This window comes from Kribbella sp. CCNWLW201 (assembly GCF_037203805.1).
In the GTDB taxonomy this organism is placed as follows: domain Bacteria; phylum Actinomycetota; class Actinomycetes; order Propionibacteriales; family Kribbellaceae; genus Kribbella.
Genome location: NZ_JBBCBQ010000009.1, coordinates 202,696 through 221,798, shown reverse-complemented (window position 1 = coordinate 221,798; position 19,103 = coordinate 202,696). Strand labels below are relative to the sequence as shown.

Below are 19,103 nucleotides of genomic sequence, written 5' to 3'. Positions count from 1 at the left end.
AACGAAGCGATAACGTGATCTACTGAGTCGCCGAGGTGAAGGCCACGGGGACTCCGCCAAGACACAGACAAACGAGGTGAAAGATGCCGCTGACGCCGGATGACGTCCGCTCGAAGCAATTCACGCCCGTCCGACTACGGGAGGGCTACGACGTCACTGAGGTCGACTCCTTCCTCGACGAGGTCGAAGCCGAGCTCGAGCGACTTCTCGCCGAGAACGAGGAGCTGCGGGCCAAGCTCGCGGCGGCTCAGCGCGCGGGCGCCGGACAGGAGCGGCCGGTCGACCAGACCGCCGCGCTGCCGCCCGTCGTGCAGCAGCCCAAGCCCCCGGTCGTGGTCGAGAAGCCGGAGGAGAAGCCGCCTGTCGTCGCCGCGCCGGTAGTGGCCGCGGGGGCCGCTGCGGCGGCTGGGACCGTCGGCGACGCGTCCAGCTCCGCGGTGCGGCTGCTGGAGATGGCTACCAAGCACTCCGACGACCTGGTCCAGGAGGCGAAGGACACCGCCGACAAGATCATCGGCGAGGCCCGCGCCAAGGCCGAGCGGCTGGAGAACGAGGCCCGCGGCAAGGCCGACCGGATGACCGGTGAGGCTCGCGCCCGCGCCGAGAAGCTGGACGGCGAGATCGCTGAGCGCCGCGCTCAGATGCTCGGCACCCTGGAGAAGCAGAAGGGCCAGCTGGAGCGCACGATCGACGACCTGCACGCCTACGAGCGCGAGTACCGCAGCCGGCTGAAGACCTACTTCACCGAGCAGCTCAAGGCGCTGGGCAACGGCGACGACACGCTCAGCCCGCGCAACGGCTTCCGCCCGGAGGCCCGCGCCCAGGCACACGGTCACGGCGTCTAAAAACCTCGACGAGAGGCGGTGCTTTCCGGCGGCACCGCCTCTTCGTCATGTCCGGACTCTTTTGACACACCGTCCCAGCCTGGTGACACGGTGTCAGGGCCAGACCAGAGGTTCCTTCCGGCCGCTCAGCGTTTCCACATCACTGAGCCGCAGCCGGTACGGCGCAAGCCGCAGAACTGAGGGTTATTCTCTGTTGAATGCCGCGCCTCCGGCGCGGGGGTCGCGGGGCTGTGACTCCCGGCCTTCCCTCGTCACTCCGGTCGCTTCGCTCCCTGCGCTCCTCAGTCCAGGCCGGGAGGCCCCGCGACCGGGGGCCGGACCATCGGGGAACACACTCCAGAAGTCGAAGCCGAGTGGGGCCGGGGCATCCCGGTACAACTCCCACACCCGGTGCCGGGTCGCCGTATCGCCGACCCACTCCGCCCGGCAGTCCGCAGCTGCCACTTCATGGCCTGGCTCCCGGGTAGCTGCAGCTCAGCCTCCGGCCGGCTTCGTCTCGGGACTCCCGGTCGCGGCTCGCCGCCGACGGGTTCACCGACACGCGGTTCGCGGACGGTGTGGGTGTACCAGCATCTGGTCGGCGGGCCGGTGACGATCAGCACACTCGCCGAGCTGCTCGGTGTCACGCAGCAGGCCGCGTCGAAGACGGTCGCCGACCTGGAGAAGCGCGGCTAGCTCCTGCTGGTCGACGTGATCAATCTGTTGGGCGCCGCCCCGGCCTTGCGGGCCAGGGCGGCGCGTCCACCTCGCTGAACTAGGCCTTGGTCAGCCAGTAGGTGAGCTGCAGGTCCTCTTCGGTGCCGGTGGCAACGTCCGCGGACTCGGACGGGGCCGACTGGCTGAGCTCGACGGCGAGCACCTCGCGGGCGATCTCGTCGGCGTGCTTGCCGAGGGCATCGGTCAGGTCGGTGTCGGTCGAGGTCAGCCAGACCCTGATCCGGTCCGACACCTCGAGACCCGCGTTCTTCCGGGCCTCCTGCAACGTCCGGACCACCTCGCGGGCCAGGCCGGCCTGCCGGAGCTCCGGGGTGACTTCGAGGTCGAGGGCAACGGTCTCGCCCTGCTCGTTCACCACGGACCAGCCTTCACGCGGCCGCTCCGACAGCAGGACGTCGGACTCGCCGACCTCGACGTTCTCACCGTCGACCACGATTGTCGCCGTACCGGACTCCTTCAGGGCGGCGGCCAGGGCGGCGGCGTCGGCGGCGGCGATCGCGGCCGCGACCACCGGGGTCTGCTTGGCGAACCGCTTGCCGAGTTCGCGGAAGTTGCCCTTGGCAGAGAACTCGACCAGGTCGGCGCCGGCCGAGGAGAGCGGCTCGACCGAGCCCACGTTCAGCTCGTCGGCGATCTCCTGCAGCAGTTCGGCGGACAGGTCCGCGATCGCGGCCGACCCGACCAGGGCGCGGGACAGCGGCTGGCGCGTCCGCACCTTCGCCTCCGCTCGCGCCGATCGGCCGAGCTCGACGACCCGCTTCGCCATCGACACGTGCTGTGCGAGTACGTCGTCGATGAGCGTCTCGTCGTACGCCGGGAAGCTCGTCAGGTGCACCGACTCCGGCAGGCTCGGGTCGACCGGGCGGAACACGTCCTGCCAGACCCGCTCGGTCACGAACGGCGTCAGCGGCGCCATCACCCGGGTGAGTACGTCGAGCGTCTCGTGCAGCGTGGCGAGCGCCCCGGGCTCACCGGCCCAGAAGCGGCGACGCGAACGCCGTACGTACCAGTTGGACAGTACGTCGACGAACGAGTTGATCAGCGACCCGAGTCGCTGCGTGTCGAAGTCCGCGTAGGCCTCGTCGGTGTCCCGGACCAGCCGGTGCGTCTCGCTGACCAGCCATCGGTCCAGCACCGAGCGCTCGGCCACCGGCGGTACGTCGGCAGTCGGCGACCAGTCGGCCAGCCGGGCGTACAGGGCGTGGAAGGCGACCGTGTTCCAGTAGGTGAGCAGCACCTTCCGGACGATCTCGTTCAGCACGTTCGGCCCGATACCGCGGGCCTTCCACGGCGACCCGGAGGCGGCCATGAACCAGCGCACCGCGTCCGCGCTGTGGTCGTCCATCAGCGGGATCGGCTCGAGGATGTTGCCCAGGTGCTTGGACATCTTCCGGCCGTCCTCGGCCATGATGTGCCCGAGGCAGACGACGTTGCGGTACGACGATTCGTCGAAGACCAGCGTGCCGACCGCCATCAGCGTGTAGAACCAGCCGCGGGTCTGGTCGATCGCCTCGGAAATGAAGTCGGCCGGGTAGGTCTGCTCGAACTTCTCCTTCGACCCTTCGGCCCACGGGTAGCCCCACTGGGCGAACGGCATCGCACCCGAGTCGTACCAGGCGTCGATCACCTCGGGCACGCGCCGGGCCTCGTTGCCGCAGGTCGGGCAGTCGAAGGTGATGTCGTCGACGTAGGGCCGGTGAGGGTCAGTGTCGTTCAGGTCCCGGCCGGCCAGCTCACCGAGCTCGGCCAGCGAGCCGACGCACACCTGGTGGTCGTCCTCGCACCGCCAGATCGGCAGCGGCGTACCCCAGTAGCGGGACCGCGAGACGGCCCAGTCGATGTTGTTCCGCAGCCAGTCGCCGTACCGGCCCCACTTGACCGAGTCCGGATACCAGTTGGTCTTCTCGTTCTCGCGGAGCAGCGCGTCCTTCACCTGCGTGGTGCGGATGTACCAAGAGGGGAGGGCGTAGTACATGACCGGGGTGTGGCAGCGCCAGCAGTGCGGGTACGGGTGCTCGTACGGGACGTGCCGGAAGAGCACGCCGCGCTCCTGCAGGTCCTTCACGAGGTCCTCGTCGGCCTTCTTGAAGAACTGCCCGCCGACCAGCGGTACGTCGGCCTGGAAGTGACCGTCCGCCTCGACCGGGTTCACCACCGGCAGGCCGTACGCACGGCACACCGCGAGGTCGTCCGCACCGAACGCGGGGGACTGGTGCACCAGACCGGTGCCGTCCTCGGTGGTGACGTAGTCAGCCAGTACGACGTAGTGCGCCGGCTCGGGGAACTCGACCAGCTCGAACGGCCGCTGGTACGTCCACCGCTCCATCTCGCGGCCGCCGTACTGACCGGTGACCGTCCAGCCCTCGCCCAGCGTGCTCAGCAACGGCTCCGCGACCACCAGCGACTCGACGCCGTCGGTGGCGACGACGTACTGCACATCCGGGTGCACTGCGACCGCGGTGTTGGAAACGAGGGTCCACGGCGTCGTCGTCCAGACCAGCAGCGAGGCCTTGCCTGCCAGCGGACCGGAGGTCAGCGGCAACCGGACGTACACCGACGGGTCGATGACGGTCTCGTAGCCCTGCGCGAGCTCGTGGTCGGACAGACCGGTGCCACAGCGGGGGCAGTACGGCGTGATGCGGTAGTCCTCGACCAGGAGACCCTTGTCGTGGATCTGCTTGAGTGACCACCAGACGGACTGCACGTACTCCGGGTCCATCGTCCGGTACGGGTGCTCCAGGTCGACCCAGTAGCCCATCCGGACGGTCAGCTCGTTGAACGCGTCCACGTGCCGCAGCACCGACTCGCGGCACTTGGCGTTGAACTCGGCGATGCCGTACGCCTCGATGTCGTTCTTGCCGTTGAAACCGAGTTCCTTCTCGACCGCGACCTCGACCGGCAGGCCGTGGCAGTCCCAGCCGGCCTTGCGCTCGACCCAGAAGCCCTTCATCGTCCGGTAGCGCGGGAAGACGTCCTTGAAGACGCGCGCCTCGATGTGGTGGGTGCCGGGCATCCCGTTCGCGGTCGGCGGGCCCTCGAAGAAGGTCCACGGCTGACCGCCGGCGGATTGGTCGAGGCTCTTGGCGAAGGTGTCGTGCTGGTCCCAGTGGACGAGCACCTCCCGCTCGAGCGCGGGGAAGTCCACCTGCGCCGGGACCTGCCGCCACGGAGTTGTTGCCATCTCAGTCGTCCTTCGTCGAGCCTGTTGCGTGCTGGACGAGGGACGAAGCGCCGGCGTTGTCGCCGGACCGCCGCGCGGTACCACCCTCCTTGGCGGCTCGGGGCAGAGCCACCCACTTCCTTATGCGTCGCTGCCGGTTCTAGTGAGTCCTGGTGGACCGTTCTTCCGGCGGCTCCGGGGTGATGGCCCCATCAATGCCTTGCGGATCGCGGTTGTCAGTGTACGACTCCCGGCCTGGCAACTACGAATCGTTAACCGGCGACCCGGGTTCGGTGAGGACCTCGGTCAGACAGCGGGACAACTGCGCGATGGCCGGCGACCGATCGACGGCCCGGGTCGTGGCGTAGATCTGCCGAACCAGGCCGGAGGGTCGCCCGATCGGCGCGAGTACGACGTCACGGTGCGGCTCGGCGGCGAGCCGCGGCACGATGGTGACGCCGAACCCGCCGGCGACCATCGCCAGCGCGAGTGAGTAGCTGTGCACCCGGGCGCTGATCCGTGGCTGGAATCCGGCGGACCGGCAAGCCTCCTCGGTGACCGCGTGGAGTCCGGTCGGAGCGCGGGCCGCGATCCAGTCGGAGCCGGCGTAGTCGGCCAGCCGGACCCGGGCCGGTGCCGGCGCGTTTCGTTGCCGCGGGATCGCGAGCAGCAGCGGATCGCCGTACAGGGGGAGTTGGCTGAGGCCGCGCAGGTCGGGTCTGGTCAGTGGCGCGTACTCGAAGGTGACCGCCATGTCCACGCCACCCGCCCGGACCGCGGGCAGGGCTTCGTCGGGGTCCATCTCCACGAGCGACAGCCGAACCTGAGGATGCCGTCGCCGGAACCGCGCCATCGCCGGTACGACGAAACTCACGCCGGCGGTCGCGAACGCGGCCACCCGCAGCCGGCCACCGCGAAGACCCGCGACCTCCTGGACCGCTCGTTCGGCCTCGGTGAGATCGGCGAACAGTCGATCCGCGTGCTCGACCAGCACTCGGCCGGCCTCGGTGAGCCGGACGCTGCGGGCGGAGCGTTCCAGCACCGCGATCCCGAGCTCACGCTCCAGCGTCGCCAGTTGCTGCGAGGCCGCGGCCGCCGTACATCCGGCCCGCTGCGCGGCCGCGGCGATGGTCCCGGTGGCGGCAACGTCCCGGAGGAGCTGGAGGCGGCGCAGATCAAGCACTAGCTGATCTTACGGTGAGCTTCTGGAGAGTGGCTGCAGACTTATGCATTGTGTGAGCGTTGGCGGGTGCTGCTCTTGTTCACCATCACCACGCTCATCGCCATGATCACGCCCGGGCCGGACATGCTGTTCGTCCTGGGCTGCGGCATGCGGGGCGGTCCGCGGGCCGGGTTGCTCGCCACCGCCGGGGTCGCCACCAGCGAAGCCGTGCACATCGTGGTGGCGGCCGCGGGACTGGTCGCGCTGTTCGCGGCAGTTCCGGCCGCATTCGTCGTGGTGCGCGTCGTGGGAGCGGCGTACCTGATCTATCTCGGCGTCCAACTCATCCGCCGGCGGAACGACCCACCGGCGGAGGCGCCGGCCGCCGGTGGGATGCCGGGACGCCAGGCCTATCTCAACGGCCTGCTGACGAATCTGCTCAACCCGAAGATGGTCACCTTCACGATCGCGTTCCTGCCGCAGTTCGTAGATCCGGCGGCAGGTCCGGTGTGGCTGCAGTTTTCGGTGCTCGGTGCGATCACGATCGGGCTGGAGTTCCTGGTCGACGGGACCGTCGGCGTACTGGCCGGTCGGATCGGTGCCTGGCTGCGGCGGCGACGGGCCGCGCGCCGCCGGATCGACGTGGCCACCGGGCCCCTCTTCATCGGTCTCGGCCTGCGCCTGGCCGCAAAGGGTTGAGATTGGATCTGGACAGCGCGGGTTCGGTGGCGCACCATCAACTCACTGAAAACGCGGATCGCCGCGAATCGGGCCGGGGTGGGACCGATAATCGGTGGTCAGGCGAGAATTCAGCGATGAGAATTCTGCTGCGGGTCAAACCGGGGGCCTCCCGGACCGCGGTCGGCGGCCGGTACGACGGTCCGTCCGGCCCGGCCTTGGTGGTGTCCGTGACGGCCCGCGCGGTCGAGGGGCAGGCGACGAAGGCTGTTCTCGAGGCTGTCGCGGCGGCGTTCGGCGTACGACGCTCCGCGGTGACGTTGGTGCGGGGCGCGACCAGTCGGGACAAACTGGTTGCGGTGGAGGGGGAGGAGACAGTGTTGAGGCCGAGGTTCGAACAGTTGCTCGGCTAATCCGTAAAAGGGTGCCGAAATGGGCCTGTGACGCGCGGAACATCGAGCGGGCTTGAAGACTCGACTACCGTATGTCCACGGTCTGCGCGTCGGACTGGCACGTGGTGGGCACGTGGCCTAGTGTCTTGCGACCAGTCCGCTTCAGTCTCCGACGAAGGCAGGGGGTAGCTGACCATGGCTACATCGGCTCCCAAGAAGACCGCCCCCCAACGCACTGCCGCGGCCAAGAAGAGCGCCGCGAAATCCGCTGAGCCGGCCAAGAAGACCACGGCCCGCAAAGCACCGGTGAAGAAGACCTCCGCGCCGGCGAAGAAGACTTCCGCGAAGAAGTCGGTGACCAAGAAATCCACCGGCACGACCGCGGCGAAGAAGGCTCCGGCCAAGAAGACCCCTGCCAAGAAAGCTCCGACGAAGAGGGTGGCCATGAAGACGAACGAGAACAGGACACCGGCGACGGCGCCGGCGAAGTCCGCAGCACACAAGGCGGAGACCCTCACGGTGAAGTCCGGCGAGACCCCGTGGACGGCGGCCGAGCTGGCCGAGCTCCGCGGTGAGCTCGAGGCGGACGTGGTGCACCTGAACAAGGAGATCCACGACGCCCAGCAGGAGATCGTCGGGCTGCTCCGCGACGGCGGTGACGGGGCCGGCAACGACCAGGCCGACGTCGGTTCCACCACGCTGGAGCGGGACCACGAGATGTCGCTGGCGAACAACGCCCGGGACATGCTGGACCAGATCGAGCGGGCGCTGTCCCGGATCGAGGACGGTACGTACGGCGTCTGTGAGAGCTGTGGCAACGCGATCGGGAAGGGTCGGTTGCAGGCGTTCCCGCGTGCGACACTGTGCGTGTCATGCAAAGAACGCGAAGAACGCCGCTGAGCGACCCCGACACGTCCCATCAGGCAGGGGCCACACCCCCAGAGCCAACGGAACCGGCCGACTCCCCGTCGGCCGGTTCTCCGTCGTCTCCAGAGTCCGCTGAAGGTGACGCCGTACCGACAGAGGGTGAGAGCACGCCGGCCCGGCGGCCGTCGTGGAAGTTGATGGTGTTGTTCGGGGCCGTCGGGTTGCTGATTCTGTTCCTGGATCAGCTGACGAAGGCGTTGGCGTTGGAGCATCTGACGCCGGGTGAGCCGGTCAACGTGATCGGGAGCTTCCTGAAGTTCAACCTGATCCGGAACTCCGGGGCCGCGTTCAGCCTCGGGTCCGGCTACACGCCGTACATCAGCGCGATCCAGATCATCGTCGCGCTCGGGGTGATCTACCTGTCCCGGCGGCTCGGGTCGGTCGGCTGGGCGGTTGCCTTCGGGTTCCTGTTCGGCGGTGCGGTCGGCAACATCATCGACCGGATCTTCCGCGAGCCGTCGCCCTTCCACGGCCACGTGGTCGACTTCCTGCAGACGCCGCACTGGGCGATCTTCAACGTCGCCGACATGGCCGTCACGTCCGCGGCCGCGCTGCTGGTGATCCAGACCCTGCGCGGGGTCCGGCTGGACGGGACGAAGGAAGTCAAGAAGTGACTGGCGACTCGCGGACCGTGATGGTCCCGGACGGCCTGGCCGGCGAGCGGCTGGACGCGGCGTTGTCCCGCCTGTTCGGCGTGTCCCGGACCAAGGCCGCCGAGATGATCGAGTCCGGCCTGGTCCAGGTCGACGGCGCCCCAGCCGCGAAGTCGGCCCGCGTCTCCGCCGGCGTGCTGCTGGACGTCGAGTTGCCACCACCGCCCGCCGAGGTCACCGTCGTACCGGAGACCGTCGAGAACCTCCGGATCGTGTACGACGACGACGAGATCATCGTGGTCGACAAGCCGGTCGGCGTGGCCGCGCACCCCTCACCGGGATGGACCGGCCCGACCGTCATCGGTCACCTGGCCGGCGCCGGCTTCAACATCTCCACCAGCGGAGCCGCCGAACGTAAAGGCATCGTGCACCGGCTCGACGTCGGCACCTCCGGACTGATGGTCGTCGCGAAGACGGAGTACGCGTACACCGTGCTGAAGCGCGCCTTCAAGGAGCGCACGGTCAAGAAGATCTACCACGCGCTCGTCCAGGGCCACCCCGACCCGTTCACCGGGACCGTGGACGCGCCGATCGACCGTCACCCGCACCACGACTACAAGTTCGGCGTCGTCGCGGGCGGCAAGCCGAGCGTCACCCACTACGAGACGCTCGAGGCGTTCCGGTACGCGACCCTGCTCGAGATCACCCTGGAGACCGGCCGCACCCACCAGATCCGCGTCCACATGGCCGCGATCGGCCACCCGTGCTGCGGCGATCTCACCTACGGCGCCGACCCGGTGCTCGCCGAGCGTCTGCAGCTCAGCCGGCAGTGGCTGCACGCGATGCGGCTCGGCTTCGACCACCCGGGCTCGGGGGAGTACGTCGAGTTCACCTCGGAGTACCCGGCCGACCTCGACCACGCGCTCGATCGGCTGGTCGACAGCCAGTGAAGCTCTACCTCTCGTCGTTCCGGCTCGGCAACCACCCCGAGCGGATGGTCGCAATCCTGCCGCCGGCTGCGCGGGTCGCCGTCATCTGCAACTCGATCGACACCGAGGATCCCGCCGTACGACGGGAGAAAGTCGCCGACGAGATCACCTGGCTCAGCGAGCTGGGCCTCCAACCGGAGGAGCTCGACCTCCGCGACTCCACTGATCTGCTGGCACGCCTCACGTCATACGACGGGGTCTGGGTGCGCGGCGGGAACGTGTTCGTGCTTCGAGCAGCACTCGCACGGAGCGGAGCCGACCAGATCCTGCCGGAGCTGATCCGCGACGAGCAGATCGTGTACGCCGGTTACAGCGCCGGACCGTGTGTCCTCGCACCCAGCCTGCGCGGTCTCGAACTGTGTGACGATGCCCAAGCGGTCGACGGCGAGCTCATCTGGGACGGCCTCGGCCTCCTCGACCACGCGATCGTCCCGCACCTCGACTCACCGGGTCATCCCGAGACGGAACTGCTGGCCCAAGTGGCGGAGCTCTACGACCGGACCGGCGTACCGTATTTGCCGATGCGCGACGGTCAGGCCCTCCTCATCGACGGAGACCACCGCGAGCTTGTCTAGAGCTGATCGACCAGCCTGACGACGGCCGCGATCACCTCCGGCCCGTGCACCAACGCGGCATCGTTGTGGTCGGCTCCCGGGATCTCCACGAGATCCTTCAACGTCGGCGCCGCCGCAGCCACCTCGCGGCTCTGCTCCGGCGGTACGACGGAATCCGCGCTGCCGTAGACCACAGCGACCGGTGCCTTCACGCCGGCCAACTGCTCGGCCAGCGGGAACTTGTCGCGCAGTAGTAGCCGGACCGGCAGGAACGGGTAGTGGGCCTGCCCGACCGACGCCAGGTCGACGAACGGCGACCGCAGTACGAGTCCACCGGGCGCCGCTGAGGTCGCCAGCTCGGTCACCACCGCGGCCCCGAGGCTCTCACCGAAGTAGACAGTCCGCTCAGGCGGTACGCCGTACTCGACCAGGTACTGCTGTGCGGCACGCACGTCCCGCGCGAGCCCTCGCTCACTCGGACTGCCCTCGTTGCCGCCGTACCCGCGGTAGTCGAACAGCAACACGGTCAGGCCCTCAGCGGCGAGCGCTTGCGCGAGTGGAACCCGTCCGGCCCGGTTGCCACCGTTGCCGTTGGCGACCAGTACGGCGATGCGCCGGTCCGGCTTCCGAGGCGGCAACAGCCACGCACCTAGCTTCACGCCGTCACTTGTCTCCAGTACGACGTCCTTGACGCCCACAGTGCCGGCCACTGCGGTCGTGTCGGGCAGATAGATCAGCTGCCGCTGGTAGCCCCATAGCACGGCCAGCAGCAGGAGGACCACCGACACCAGGATCAGCGCTACCCGCACCATTCCCTCAGTGTGCGCCCTCAGCCGGTCTCAACAGCGCAGATCCGTCCTACGCTGAGGCATGGCGGAGTCGAAGCCAGTCGCGACAGCTCGTGGGCGGCTTCCGGCCGAGCTGACGAGTTTCGTGGGGCGTCGTCGTGAGCTCGCGCACACGAGGCGGCTGCTGTCGAGCAGCCGTCTGCTGACCCTGACCGGTGCCGGGGGAGTCGGCAAGACGCGTCTGGCGTTGCGGATGGCCGCAGAGGTACGACGTACGTTCTCCGACGGCGTGTGGTTCGTAGAACTGGCCGCACTGCGCGATCCGGCGTTGCTCGGGCACACTCTGGCGGGCGCACTCGAGCTGAGCCAGGTGTCTGCCAACCCGACCGCCGACCTGGCCGAGTACCTCGAGGACAAGCACCTGCTGCTGGTGATGGACAACTGCGAGCAGCTTGCCGAGGCATGCGCCGTACTGGCGAGCAAACTGCTCGCTGCGGCGCCCCAGCTCCGGATCCTGGCGACCAGCCGGCACGTGCTGGGTGTGGAAGGTGAGCAGGTCCTCGCGGTTCCGCCGTTGTCAACGCCACCGGCGGAAACTCTGGCCGCCGACGCCGATCAATACGAGTCGTTGGTGCTCTTCACCGACCGGGTCCGGGCCGTGCTGCCCGAATTCGAGATCGACGAGCGGAACCGGGCGCAGGTGATCGAGGTGTGCCGGCAGCTGGACGGCGTACCGCTGGCGCTCGAACTCGCCGCCGTCTGGATGCGGACGCTGTCGCTGGCGCAGATCCTCGACCGGCTCGAGGACAGGTTCCGGCTGCTGGCGACCGGGCGGCAGGCCGGACCGGCCCGGCAGCAGGCGCTCGACGCGGCCGTGACCTGGAGCTATGACCTGTGTTCCCCGGCGGAACAGCTGCTGTGGGAACGGTTGTCGGTGTTCTCCGGCGGCTTCGACCTCGAGGGCGCGGAGGAGGTCTGTTCCGGTGACGGCATCGAGCGCGACGAGGTGCTCGACCTCGTCGCCGGCCTGGTGAACAAGTCGATCATCACCCGCACGATCGCCACCGACCACTCGGTCGCCTGGTACGACATGCTCACCACGATCAGCCAGTACGGCGCGATGCGGCTGGCCGAGGCCGGCCGGACCCGCGAGTTCCGGCTCCGCCATCGCGACTACTGCCGGAACCTGGCCGCGGAGTGGGCCGAGGACAGCTTCGGTCCGCGCCAGGCGGACTGGTACATCCGGATGCGGCGCGAACACGACAATCTGCGGGTCGCGCTCGACTTCTGCCTGTCCGAGCCGGGTGAGGGTCCGGCCGCGGTGGAGATCGCCGCACCGATCTGGAACTTCTGGTTCGCCGGCTTCCTCCGCGAGGGTCACCGCTATCTCACCCGGGCGATCGAGGCCGCGCCGGAGCCTACGCCTGCTCGGGCGCTCGGACTCTGGGCAGGCAGCTACCTGGCCATGTTCCTCGGCGAGGTGGAGCAACTCGGCCGGCTGCTGGCCGAATGCGAGGAGCTCGCCGAGCGGTACGACGACGATCGGCTGCGGGCCCGGATCGCGGAGGTCGCCGGTCATGCCCTGATCTACCAGGGCGATCTGGCCGCTGCGATCGGGCGGCTCGAGGAAGGGCTGGCCGGGTTCCGCGCGGTGGGGGACAAACTCGGTGAGTTCGACATGCTCATCCTGTTGTCGGCGGCAACGTTCTTCGTCGGCGATCCGCGGGTGGAAGGGTTCAGCCGGCTGGCCTACGAGCTGGCCGATTCCCGCGGTGCGGCCTCGTCGAAGGCCTATGCGCTGTGGAGTGTCGGCATCGTCCAGTGGCGGGACCACGAACAGTACGGCGAGGCGACCAACTCGTTCCGGGAGGCGATCCGGCTGTGGCAGCCGTTGAACGACCGGACCGGGATCGGGTTCTGTGTCCAGGCGCTGTCCTGGTGTGCCGGATCGGGCGCGCCCACCGACCAGGCCGCCCGGTTGATGGGCGCGTCACGGGCGGTCTGGCGGTCGAGTGGAGCACATGTCGACGAGACGACGCCGTACAGCCAGTTCGACGACATGACCGAGCAGCGGATCCGGGCCGCGATCGGCGACGCGGCGTTCGACGAGGCGTTCCAGGTGGGAGCGGCGTACTCGTTCGAACAGGCGGTCTCGCTCGCGCTGGGGGAGGAGACCGGGCGCGCCCGGGTGGCGAAGCCGGGGATGGCGGGCCGGCTGACGCGGCGTGAGCACGAGATCGCGGTCCTGATCGGCGAGGGCCTGAGCAACCGGGAGATCGCGGCCCGGCTCGTCATCTCCCAGCGCACCGCGGAGACCCACGTCGAGCACATCCTCAGCAAGCTCGCCTTCTCGTCCCGCACTCAGGTCGCCCGCTGGGTCGCGGAGCACCCAGAGCGGTAAAGACACCTACGTACCCAGATCCGTAGGTGTACCGATGTATGTGCGCGCTCTCATCGGGATCCTTGCTGACAACGTTGTTCCCTCCACACGTTGCTGAGGTCCTTCCGATGCCTGAGACGAGTTGCCTACCCCTCCGGGCCGGCGCGCGCGACTGGTGGCAGAGCGCGGTCATCTACCAGGTCTACATCCGTAGCTTCGCGGACTCGGACGGTGACGGCATCGGCGACCTCGACGGTGTCCGCGGGCGGCTCCCGTACCTGCGCAGCCTCGGTGTCGACGGCCTCTGGCTCAACCCGTTCTACCCCTCACCCCAGCACGACCACGGGTACGACGTCTCCGACTATCGCGGCGTCCATCCGGAGTACGGGACGCTGGAGTCGTTCGACAGGCTGCTTCGGGACGCTCACCGGCTCGACCTGAGGGTGATCGTCGACGTCGTACCGAATCACTGCTCGATCGAACACCCGTGGTTCCTCGAGGCGCTCGCGGCCGGCCCGGGCAGTCCGGAGCGGGCCCGTTTTCATTTCGCGGATGGTGACGGTGACGAGCCGCCGAACAACTGGCGGTCGATCTTCGGTGGGTCCGCGTGGCAGCGGGTGCCGGACGGCCAGTGGTACCTGCATACGTTCGCGGCCGAGCAGCCCGACTTCAACTGGCGGCACCCGGACGTCGAAGCGGCCTTCGAGGAGGTACTGCGCTTCTGGTTCGACCGCGGCGTGGACGGGCTGCGGATCGACGTCGCGCACGGGCTGCACAAGGCCGAGGGCCTGCCCGACCACGACCACGCCGACCACGACGAGCTGACCGGCGACCCGGTCAACCCGCATGCCTGGAACCAACCGGAGGTGCACGATGTCTGGCGCAGCTGGCGGGCGATCGCGGAGGAGTACACGCGGCGGAGCGGGCGGGAGCGCGTCCTGGTCGGCGAGGTCGGCCTGCTCGACACCGAGCAGCTGGCCCACTACCAGCGCCCGGACGAGCTGCACCAGACCTTCTTCTTCGAGTTCCTCCGCGCCGAGTGGGACGACCGGTCGCTGTACGACGTGATCGACCGGGGCCTCGAGACGATCGCCGGGTCCGGATCTTCCGTCGCCTGGGTGCTGAACAACCACGACATGCCACGGTCCGTCACCCGGTATGCCGGAGGTGCACCAGGCGCCGGACCCGGCGATCTCGAGCTCGGCCTGGCCCGGGCCCGGGCGGCGGCTCTGCTGATGCTGGCGCTGCCGGGATCGGCGTACCTCTATCAAGGTGAGGAGCTGGGTCTGCCGGAGGTCACCGACCTGCCGGAGCACGTGCTGGCCGACCCGATGTATCACCGCACCAACGGCGTCCGGCGCGGCCGGGACGGCTGCCGGGTGCCGCTGCCGTGGCGAGCCGAGCACGACTCCTTCGGTTTCTCACCGGACGGCGGTTCGGGTACGACGTGGCTACCGCAGCCGGACTGGTTCGCGGACCACGCGGCGGACTCGCTGCTCGGCAGTGGCGACTCGATGCTGCACCTCTACCGCGAGGCCCTCTCGCTGCGGCACCGGATCCCGGCCCTCGGCTCCGGCGAACTCCGTTGGCTGCCGACGGAGCCCGGCGTACTGGCCTTCACCCGAGGCGACGGCTTCGCCTGTGTCGTGAACTGCACGTCCCAACCGGTCTGCAACCCGGTCGACGGCACCCTGCTGCTCGCCAGCGACCCCGAGGCCGGCGAGAAGGTTCCCCCGAACAGCGCAGTCTGGACCCTCTGCTGATGAACACCTGTACGCGACCCCTCGCTCTCGGCTACATCCGTGCTCGTGTCCTGATGACGGCCGACGAGATCGCTGCGGCGAAGGTGAGCCTGGCCGCCTTCGCGCTGGCCGAAGGCTTCGCCCTCGGCACGGTCTACCTCGAGCACCCCCGCACCGCGCCGGCCGCGTTCGAGGCGCTGCTGGACGAGGTCCGCAGCGACAACGACGTGTGGGCCGTGGTGGTGCCGACCGAGCAGCACCTGACCGACGGCGGTCTCCGGATGATGCGACGAGATCTGGAGCACCACGGCGCGGTCCACCTGATGGTCGCGGCGGCGGCCTCCTGAACCGGCTGACCTGGCGTCCTTGAGACCCCTGCTCGACGCCAGGTCGGCCGCTCCATCCTTACCGTTCCCTCCGGCCGGGAAGGATGGAGCCGGGCCCGCGGCAGCGCTCCCCCCACGCCTGCCGCGGGCCACGGCACACTGGTCGGAGCTGGTGTGGTCCACGCCCGGATATCGGGCAGCGGGGACCGATCCCGGTGAGCCGGTGAAGAACTGTCGGCGGGCCCAACTAGGCTGCTGCAGTCATCCTCACTCACGCCCTGGGAGGTCTGCGCAGACATGGCGTCCAGCGACAGTTTCGTGCATCTACACGTGCACACCGAGTACTCCATGCTGGACGGCGCCGCGCGGATCGACGAGTTGTTCAAAACCGCCCAGGAAATGGGCATGCCGGCGATCGCCACCACCGACCACGGCTACGTGTTCGGCGCCTACGAGTTCTGGCGGACGGCGAAGAAGTACGACGTCAAGCCGATCATCGGCGTGGAGGCGTACCTGACCCCGCACACCCACCGCAGCGAGCGGAAGCGGGTCAAGTGGGGCGACGCGAACTCGGGCCGCGACGACGTGTCCGGTAGCGGCGCCTACACGCACATGACGCTGCTGGCGAAGAACACCTCCGGTATGCACAACCTGTTCAAGATGAGCTCGCTGGCCAGCCTCGAGGGCTACTACTTCAAGCCCCGGATGGACCGCGAGCTGCTGAACACCTACGGCCAGGGCCTGATCGCGACCACCGGCTGCCCGTCCGGCGAGGTGCAGACCCGGCTCCGGCTCGGGCAGTACAAGGAGGCCGTCGAGGCGGCCGCGGAGTTCCGCGACATCTTCGGCAAGGAGAACTTCTACTGCGAGCTGATGGACCACGGTCTCGGCATCGAGCGGGACGTCCAGAAGGACCTGCTCAAGCTGGCCCGCGAGCTCGGCCTGCCGCTGGTCGCCACCAACGACCTGCACTACACCAAGCCCGAGGACGCCACCGCGCACGCCGCGCTGCTGTGTGTCCAGTCCGGCTCGACCCTGTCCGACCCGAACCGGTTCAAGTTCGACGCGAACGAGTTCTACGTCAAGACCGCGGCCGAGATGCGCGAGGTGTGGCGGGAGCTGCCGGAGGCCTGTGACAACACGCTGCTGATCGCCGAGCAGTGCGACGTCTCCTTCACCGAGGGCGAGGGCCGGTTCATGCCGCGCTTCCCCTGCCCGGACGGTCACAACGAGGAGTCCTGGTTCGTCGCCGAGGTCGAGACCGGTCTGCACAAGCGGTACCCAGAGGGCGTGCCGGACCAGGTTCGCAAGCAGGCCGAGTACGAGATCGAGGTCATCACCTCGAAGGGGTACGCGGGCTACTTCCTGGTCGTCGCCGACTTCATCAACTGGGCCAAGGAGCACGGCATCCGGGTCGGCCCGGGCCGTGGTTCCGGTGCCGGTTCGATGTGTGCGTACGCGATGCGGATCACCGACCTGGACCCGCTCCAGCACGGCCTGATCTTCGAGCGGTTCCTGAACCCGGAACGTATGTCGATGCCCGACTTCGACATCGACTTCGACGACCGCCGGCGCCCCGAGGTGATCCGCTACGTCACCGAGAAGTACGGCGACGACCGGGTCGCGATGATCGTCACCTACGGCACCATCAAGGCCAAGCAGGCGATCAAGGACGCCGGCCGGGTGCTGGACTACCCGTTCGCGATGGGCGACCGGATCACCAAGGCGATGCCGCCGTCGGTGATGGGCAAGGACGTCCCGCTGTCCGGCATCTTCGACCCGCAGCACAAGCGGTACTCCGAGGCCGGCGAGTTCCGCCAGCTGTACGAGTCCGACCAGGACGTCCGCAAGATCGTCGACACCGCCCGCGGCCTGGAGAACCTGAAGCGCCAGTGGGGTGTGCACGCGGCCGGCGTGATCATGTCCAGCGAGCCGCTGATCGAGCTGATCCCGATCATGCGCCGGGAGCAGGACGGCCAGGTCATCACCCAGTTCGACTACCCGAGCTGCGAGACGCTCGGCCTGGTCAAGATGGACTTCCTGGGCCTGCGCAACCTGACGATCATGGACGACGCGGTCAAGAACGTCGAGGCCAGCCGCGGGATCTCGCTGGACCTGGACGAGCTGGCCAAGAGCCTCGACGACGGCCCGACCTTCGAGCTGCTCGGCCGCGGGGACACCCTCGGCGTGTTCCAGTTCGACGGCGGCCCGATGCGGGCGCTGCTGCGGCTGATGAAGCCGGACAACTTCGAGGACATCTCCGCCGTCGGCGCGCTCTACCGGCCCGGCCCGATGGGCGCGAACAGCCACACCAACTACGCCCTGCGGAAGAACAAGCAGCAGGAGATCAGCTACCCGCACGACGAGCTCGCGGTCGCGCTCGAACCGATCCTGGGGACGACCTACGGTCTGATCGTCTACCAGGAGCAGGTGATGGCGATCGCCCAGCAGCTCGCCGGGTACACGCTCGGCAAGGCGGATCTGCTCCGCCGCGCGATGGGCAAGAAGAAGCGCGAGGTGCTGGACGCGGAGTACGTCGGCTTCTCCGAGGGGATGAAGGCGAACGGCTTCTCCGACCAGTCGATCAAGGCGCTCTGGGACGTGCTCGTCCCGTTCTCCGACTACGCGTTCAACAAGGCGCACTCGGCGGCGTACGGGCTGGTCTCGTACTGGACGGCGTACCTGAAGGCGAACTACCCGGCGGAGTACATGGCCGCGGTCCTGACATCGGTGAAGGACGACAAGGACAAGATGGCCATCTACCTGAACGAGTGCCGCCGGATGGGCATCAAGGTGCTGCCGCCGGACGTGAACGAGTCGGACTCGAACTTCACCCCGGTCGGCACCGACATCCGCTTCGGCCTGTCCGCGATCCGCAACGTCGGCGTCAACGTGGTGGCCGAGATCGTCGCGGCCCGGGAGGAGAAGGGCCGGTTCACCGACTTCGTCGACTTCATCGACAAGGTGTCGCTGCCGGTCTGCAACAAGCGGGTGATCGAGTCGCTGGCCAAGGCCGGTTCGTTCGACTCGATGAGTCACGCCCGGCGCGCGGTCGTCGCGGTGCACGAGCAGGCCGTCGACGAGGCCATCGACCTGAAGCGGAACGAGGCGCACGGCCAGTTCGACCTGTTCTCGATGGGTGACGACGAGGCCGACGAGGGCGAGGGCAACAGCCGGCTCACCGTCACCGTTCCCGAGATCGAGGAGTGGGACAAGGCGACCAAGCTCGCGCACGAGCGGGACATGCTGGGGCTGTACGTCTCCGACCACCCGCTGTTCGGGGTCGAGCACGTGCTCACCAACGGCAGCGACTGCACGATCGGTCAGCTGCTCGCCGACGAGGACCGGCCGGACGGCAGCCAGGTCACGATCGGCGGCCTGGTCACCGCGGTGCAGCGGAAGGTGAACAAGCGCGGCGACATCTACGCGATCGTCACCATCGAGGACCTGGAAGGTTCGATCGAGGTGATGATGTTCTCCTCGGCGTACCAGCTGCACGCGCACCTGCTGACCAACGACGCGATCATCTTGATGAAGGGCCGGGTCCGCCGGCGCGAGGACCGGCTCGAGCTGAGCGGTTCCGAGGTGATCGTGCCGGACCTGACCGAGGGCCCGAGCGGCCCGGTGGTGATCACGATGCCGGTGAACCGGTGTACGCCGCCACTGGTCGAGCAGCTGCGGGACGTGCTGCAGTCGCACCCGGGGATGACCGAGGTGCAGCTGCGGTTGCAGGCCCGGCAGAAGACGACGGTGATGCGGATCGGCGACCGGTTCCGGGTCACCCCGACGTCGTCGCTGATGGCGGATCTGAAGGCGCTGCTGGGTCCCTCCTGCCTGGCCAGTTGATCGA

The 19,103-nt window shown here is 68.5% G+C and carries 15 protein-coding genes; 12 read left to right on the top strand and 3 right to left on the bottom strand.

Features of this window, described 5'->3' with window-relative positions:
• Positions 1 to 83: 83 nt before the first annotated feature.
• Both V9K99_RS31675 and V9K99_RS31670 read left to right on the top strand, forming a co-directional pair.
• Positions 84 to 845 (top strand): DivIVA domain-containing protein, encoded by a 762-nt coding sequence (locus V9K99_RS31675; RefSeq protein WP_337005968.1) that lies wholly within the window; start codon positions 84 to 86, stop codon positions 843 to 845.
• A 561-nt stretch (positions 846 to 1,406) separates the two neighbouring features.
• Positions 1,407 to 1,520, top strand: coding sequence for a helix-turn-helix domain-containing protein (locus V9K99_RS31670; protein ID WP_337005970.1), 114 nt, complete (start codon positions 1,407 to 1,409; stop codon positions 1,518 to 1,520).
• A gap of 79 nt (positions 1,521 to 1,599) precedes the next feature.
• Here the strand turns inward: V9K99_RS31670 and ileS are convergent, their stop codons facing one another.
• Together ileS and V9K99_RS31660 are read right to left on the bottom strand one after the other, a co-directional pair.
• The gene (ileS, locus tag V9K99_RS31665) at positions 1,600 to 4,743 is read right to left on the bottom strand and encodes an isoleucine--tRNA ligase (RefSeq protein ID WP_337005972.1); all 3,144 of its coding nucleotides are present in this window, start codon (positions 4,741 to 4,743) and stop codon (positions 1,600 to 1,602) included.
• 241 nt (positions 4,744 to 4,984) lie between these two features.
• Positions 4,985 to 5,905 carry a LysR family transcriptional regulator gene (locus tag V9K99_RS31660; RefSeq protein WP_337005974.1) on the bottom strand — a complete coding sequence of 307 codons (921 nt, stop codon included), beginning with the start codon at positions 5,903 to 5,905 and terminating at the stop codon, positions 4,985 to 4,987.
• Between the two features lie 66 nt (positions 5,906 to 5,971).
• Between V9K99_RS31660 and V9K99_RS31655 the strand changes: the two genes are divergently transcribed.
• The 6 genes from V9K99_RS31655 (at position 5,972) to V9K99_RS31630 (ending at position 10,038) form a co-directional block, all read left to right on the top strand.
• Positions 5,972 to 6,583: a LysE family translocator gene (locus V9K99_RS31655; RefSeq protein WP_337005976.1), complete on the top strand. Its 612-nt coding sequence runs from the start codon at positions 5,972 to 5,974 to the stop codon at positions 6,581 to 6,583.
• Between the two features lie 116 nt (positions 6,584 to 6,699).
• Complete coding sequence (locus tag V9K99_RS31650; protein WP_337005978.1) at positions 6,700 to 6,975, top strand: DUF167 domain-containing protein; 276 nt, start codon at positions 6,700 to 6,702, stop codon at positions 6,973 to 6,975.
• Positions 6,976 to 7,149: 174 nt separating this feature from the next.
• The gene (locus V9K99_RS31645) at positions 7,150 to 7,854 is read left to right on the top strand and encodes a TraR/DksA family transcriptional regulator (RefSeq protein WP_337005980.1); all 705 of its coding nucleotides are present in this window, start codon (positions 7,150 to 7,152) and stop codon (positions 7,852 to 7,854) included.
• 164 nt (positions 7,855 to 8,018) lie between these two features.
• Positions 8,019 to 8,495 (top strand): signal peptidase II, encoded by a 477-nt coding sequence (lspA, locus tag V9K99_RS31640; RefSeq protein ID WP_337005982.1) that lies wholly within the window; start codon positions 8,019 to 8,021, stop codon positions 8,493 to 8,495.
• 20 nt (positions 8,496 to 8,515) lie between these two features.
• Positions 8,516 to 9,424, top strand: coding sequence for an RluA family pseudouridine synthase (locus V9K99_RS31635; RefSeq protein ID WP_337006059.1), 909 nt, complete (start codon positions 8,516 to 8,518; stop codon positions 9,422 to 9,424).
• Positions 9,421 to 10,038 (top strand): Type 1 glutamine amidotransferase-like domain-containing protein, encoded by a 618-nt coding sequence (locus V9K99_RS31630; RefSeq protein ID WP_337005984.1) that lies wholly within the window; start codon positions 9,421 to 9,423, stop codon positions 10,036 to 10,038. The genes V9K99_RS31635 and V9K99_RS31630 overlap by 4 nt, the downstream gene beginning before the upstream one ends.
• On the opposite strand, the gene V9K99_RS31625 is transcribed toward V9K99_RS31630, so the two are convergent.
• Entirely contained in the window at positions 10,035 to 10,829 is a 795-nt protein-coding gene (locus tag V9K99_RS31625; protein WP_337005986.1) for an alpha/beta hydrolase, read from the bottom strand. The genes V9K99_RS31630 and V9K99_RS31625 overlap by 4 nt on opposite strands.
• Positions 10,830 to 10,887: 58 nt before the next feature.
• Between V9K99_RS31625 and V9K99_RS31620 the strand changes: the two genes are divergently transcribed.
• From V9K99_RS31620 to dnaE, 4 genes are all read left to right on the top strand, one after another.
• Positions 10,888 to 13,206 carry an ATP-binding protein gene (locus V9K99_RS31620; RefSeq protein ID WP_337005988.1) on the top strand — a complete coding sequence of 773 codons (2,319 nt, stop codon included), beginning with the start codon at positions 10,888 to 10,890 and terminating at the stop codon, positions 13,204 to 13,206.
• Between the two features lie 107 nt (positions 13,207 to 13,313).
• Positions 13,314 to 14,948 carry a glycoside hydrolase family 13 protein gene (locus V9K99_RS31615; RefSeq protein WP_337005990.1) on the top strand — a complete coding sequence of 545 codons (1,635 nt, stop codon included), beginning with the start codon at positions 13,314 to 13,316 and terminating at the stop codon, positions 14,946 to 14,948.
• Positions 14,948 to 15,274, top strand: coding sequence for a hypothetical protein (locus V9K99_RS31610; protein WP_337005992.1), 327 nt, complete (start codon positions 14,948 to 14,950; stop codon positions 15,272 to 15,274). Before V9K99_RS31615 ends, V9K99_RS31610 begins: the two co-directional genes overlap by 1 nt.
• Before the next feature lie 276 nt (positions 15,275 to 15,550).
• Positions 15,551 to 19,099 carry a DNA polymerase III subunit alpha gene (dnaE, locus tag V9K99_RS31605; RefSeq protein WP_337005994.1) on the top strand — a complete coding sequence of 1,183 codons (3,549 nt, stop codon included), beginning with the start codon at positions 15,551 to 15,553 and terminating at the stop codon, positions 19,097 to 19,099.
• The last annotated feature ends 4 nt before the right edge of the window (positions 19,100 to 19,103 follow it).

Excerpts from the sequence above, each read along its gene's own strand:
- V9K99_RS31675 (WP_337005968.1), top strand. The coding sequence starts at position 84 with ATGCCGCTGACGCCGGATGACGTCCGCTCGAAGCAATTCACGCCCGTC.
- ileS (WP_337005972.1), bottom strand. The coding sequence starts at position 4,743 with ATGGCAACAACTCCGTGGCGGCAGGTCCCGGCGCAGGTGGACTTCCCC.
- V9K99_RS31650 (WP_337005978.1), top strand. The coding sequence starts at position 6,700 with ATGAGAATTCTGCTGCGGGTCAAACCGGGGGCCTCCCGGACCGCGGTC.
- V9K99_RS31645 (WP_337005980.1), top strand. The coding sequence starts at position 7,150 with ATGGCTACATCGGCTCCCAAGAAGACCGCCCCCCAACGCACTGCCGCG.
- lspA (WP_337005982.1), top strand. The coding sequence starts at position 8,019 with ATGGTGTTGTTCGGGGCCGTCGGGTTGCTGATTCTGTTCCTGGATCAG.
- V9K99_RS31635 (WP_337006059.1), top strand. The coding sequence starts at position 8,516 with ATGGTCCCGGACGGCCTGGCCGGCGAGCGGCTGGACGCGGCGTTGTCC.
- V9K99_RS31625 (WP_337005986.1), bottom strand. The coding sequence starts at position 10,829 with ATGGTGCGGGTAGCGCTGATCCTGGTGTCGGTGGTCCTCCTGCTGCTG.
- V9K99_RS31620 (WP_337005988.1), top strand. The coding sequence starts at position 10,888 with ATGGCGGAGTCGAAGCCAGTCGCGACAGCTCGTGGGCGGCTTCCGGCC.
- V9K99_RS31615 (WP_337005990.1), top strand. The coding sequence starts at position 13,314 with ATGCCTGAGACGAGTTGCCTACCCCTCCGGGCCGGCGCGCGCGACTGG.
- V9K99_RS31610 (WP_337005992.1), top strand. The coding sequence starts at position 14,948 with ATGAACACCTGTACGCGACCCCTCGCTCTCGGCTACATCCGTGCTCGT.
- dnaE (WP_337005994.1), top strand. The coding sequence starts at position 15,551 with ATGGCGTCCAGCGACAGTTTCGTGCATCTACACGTGCACACCGAGTAC.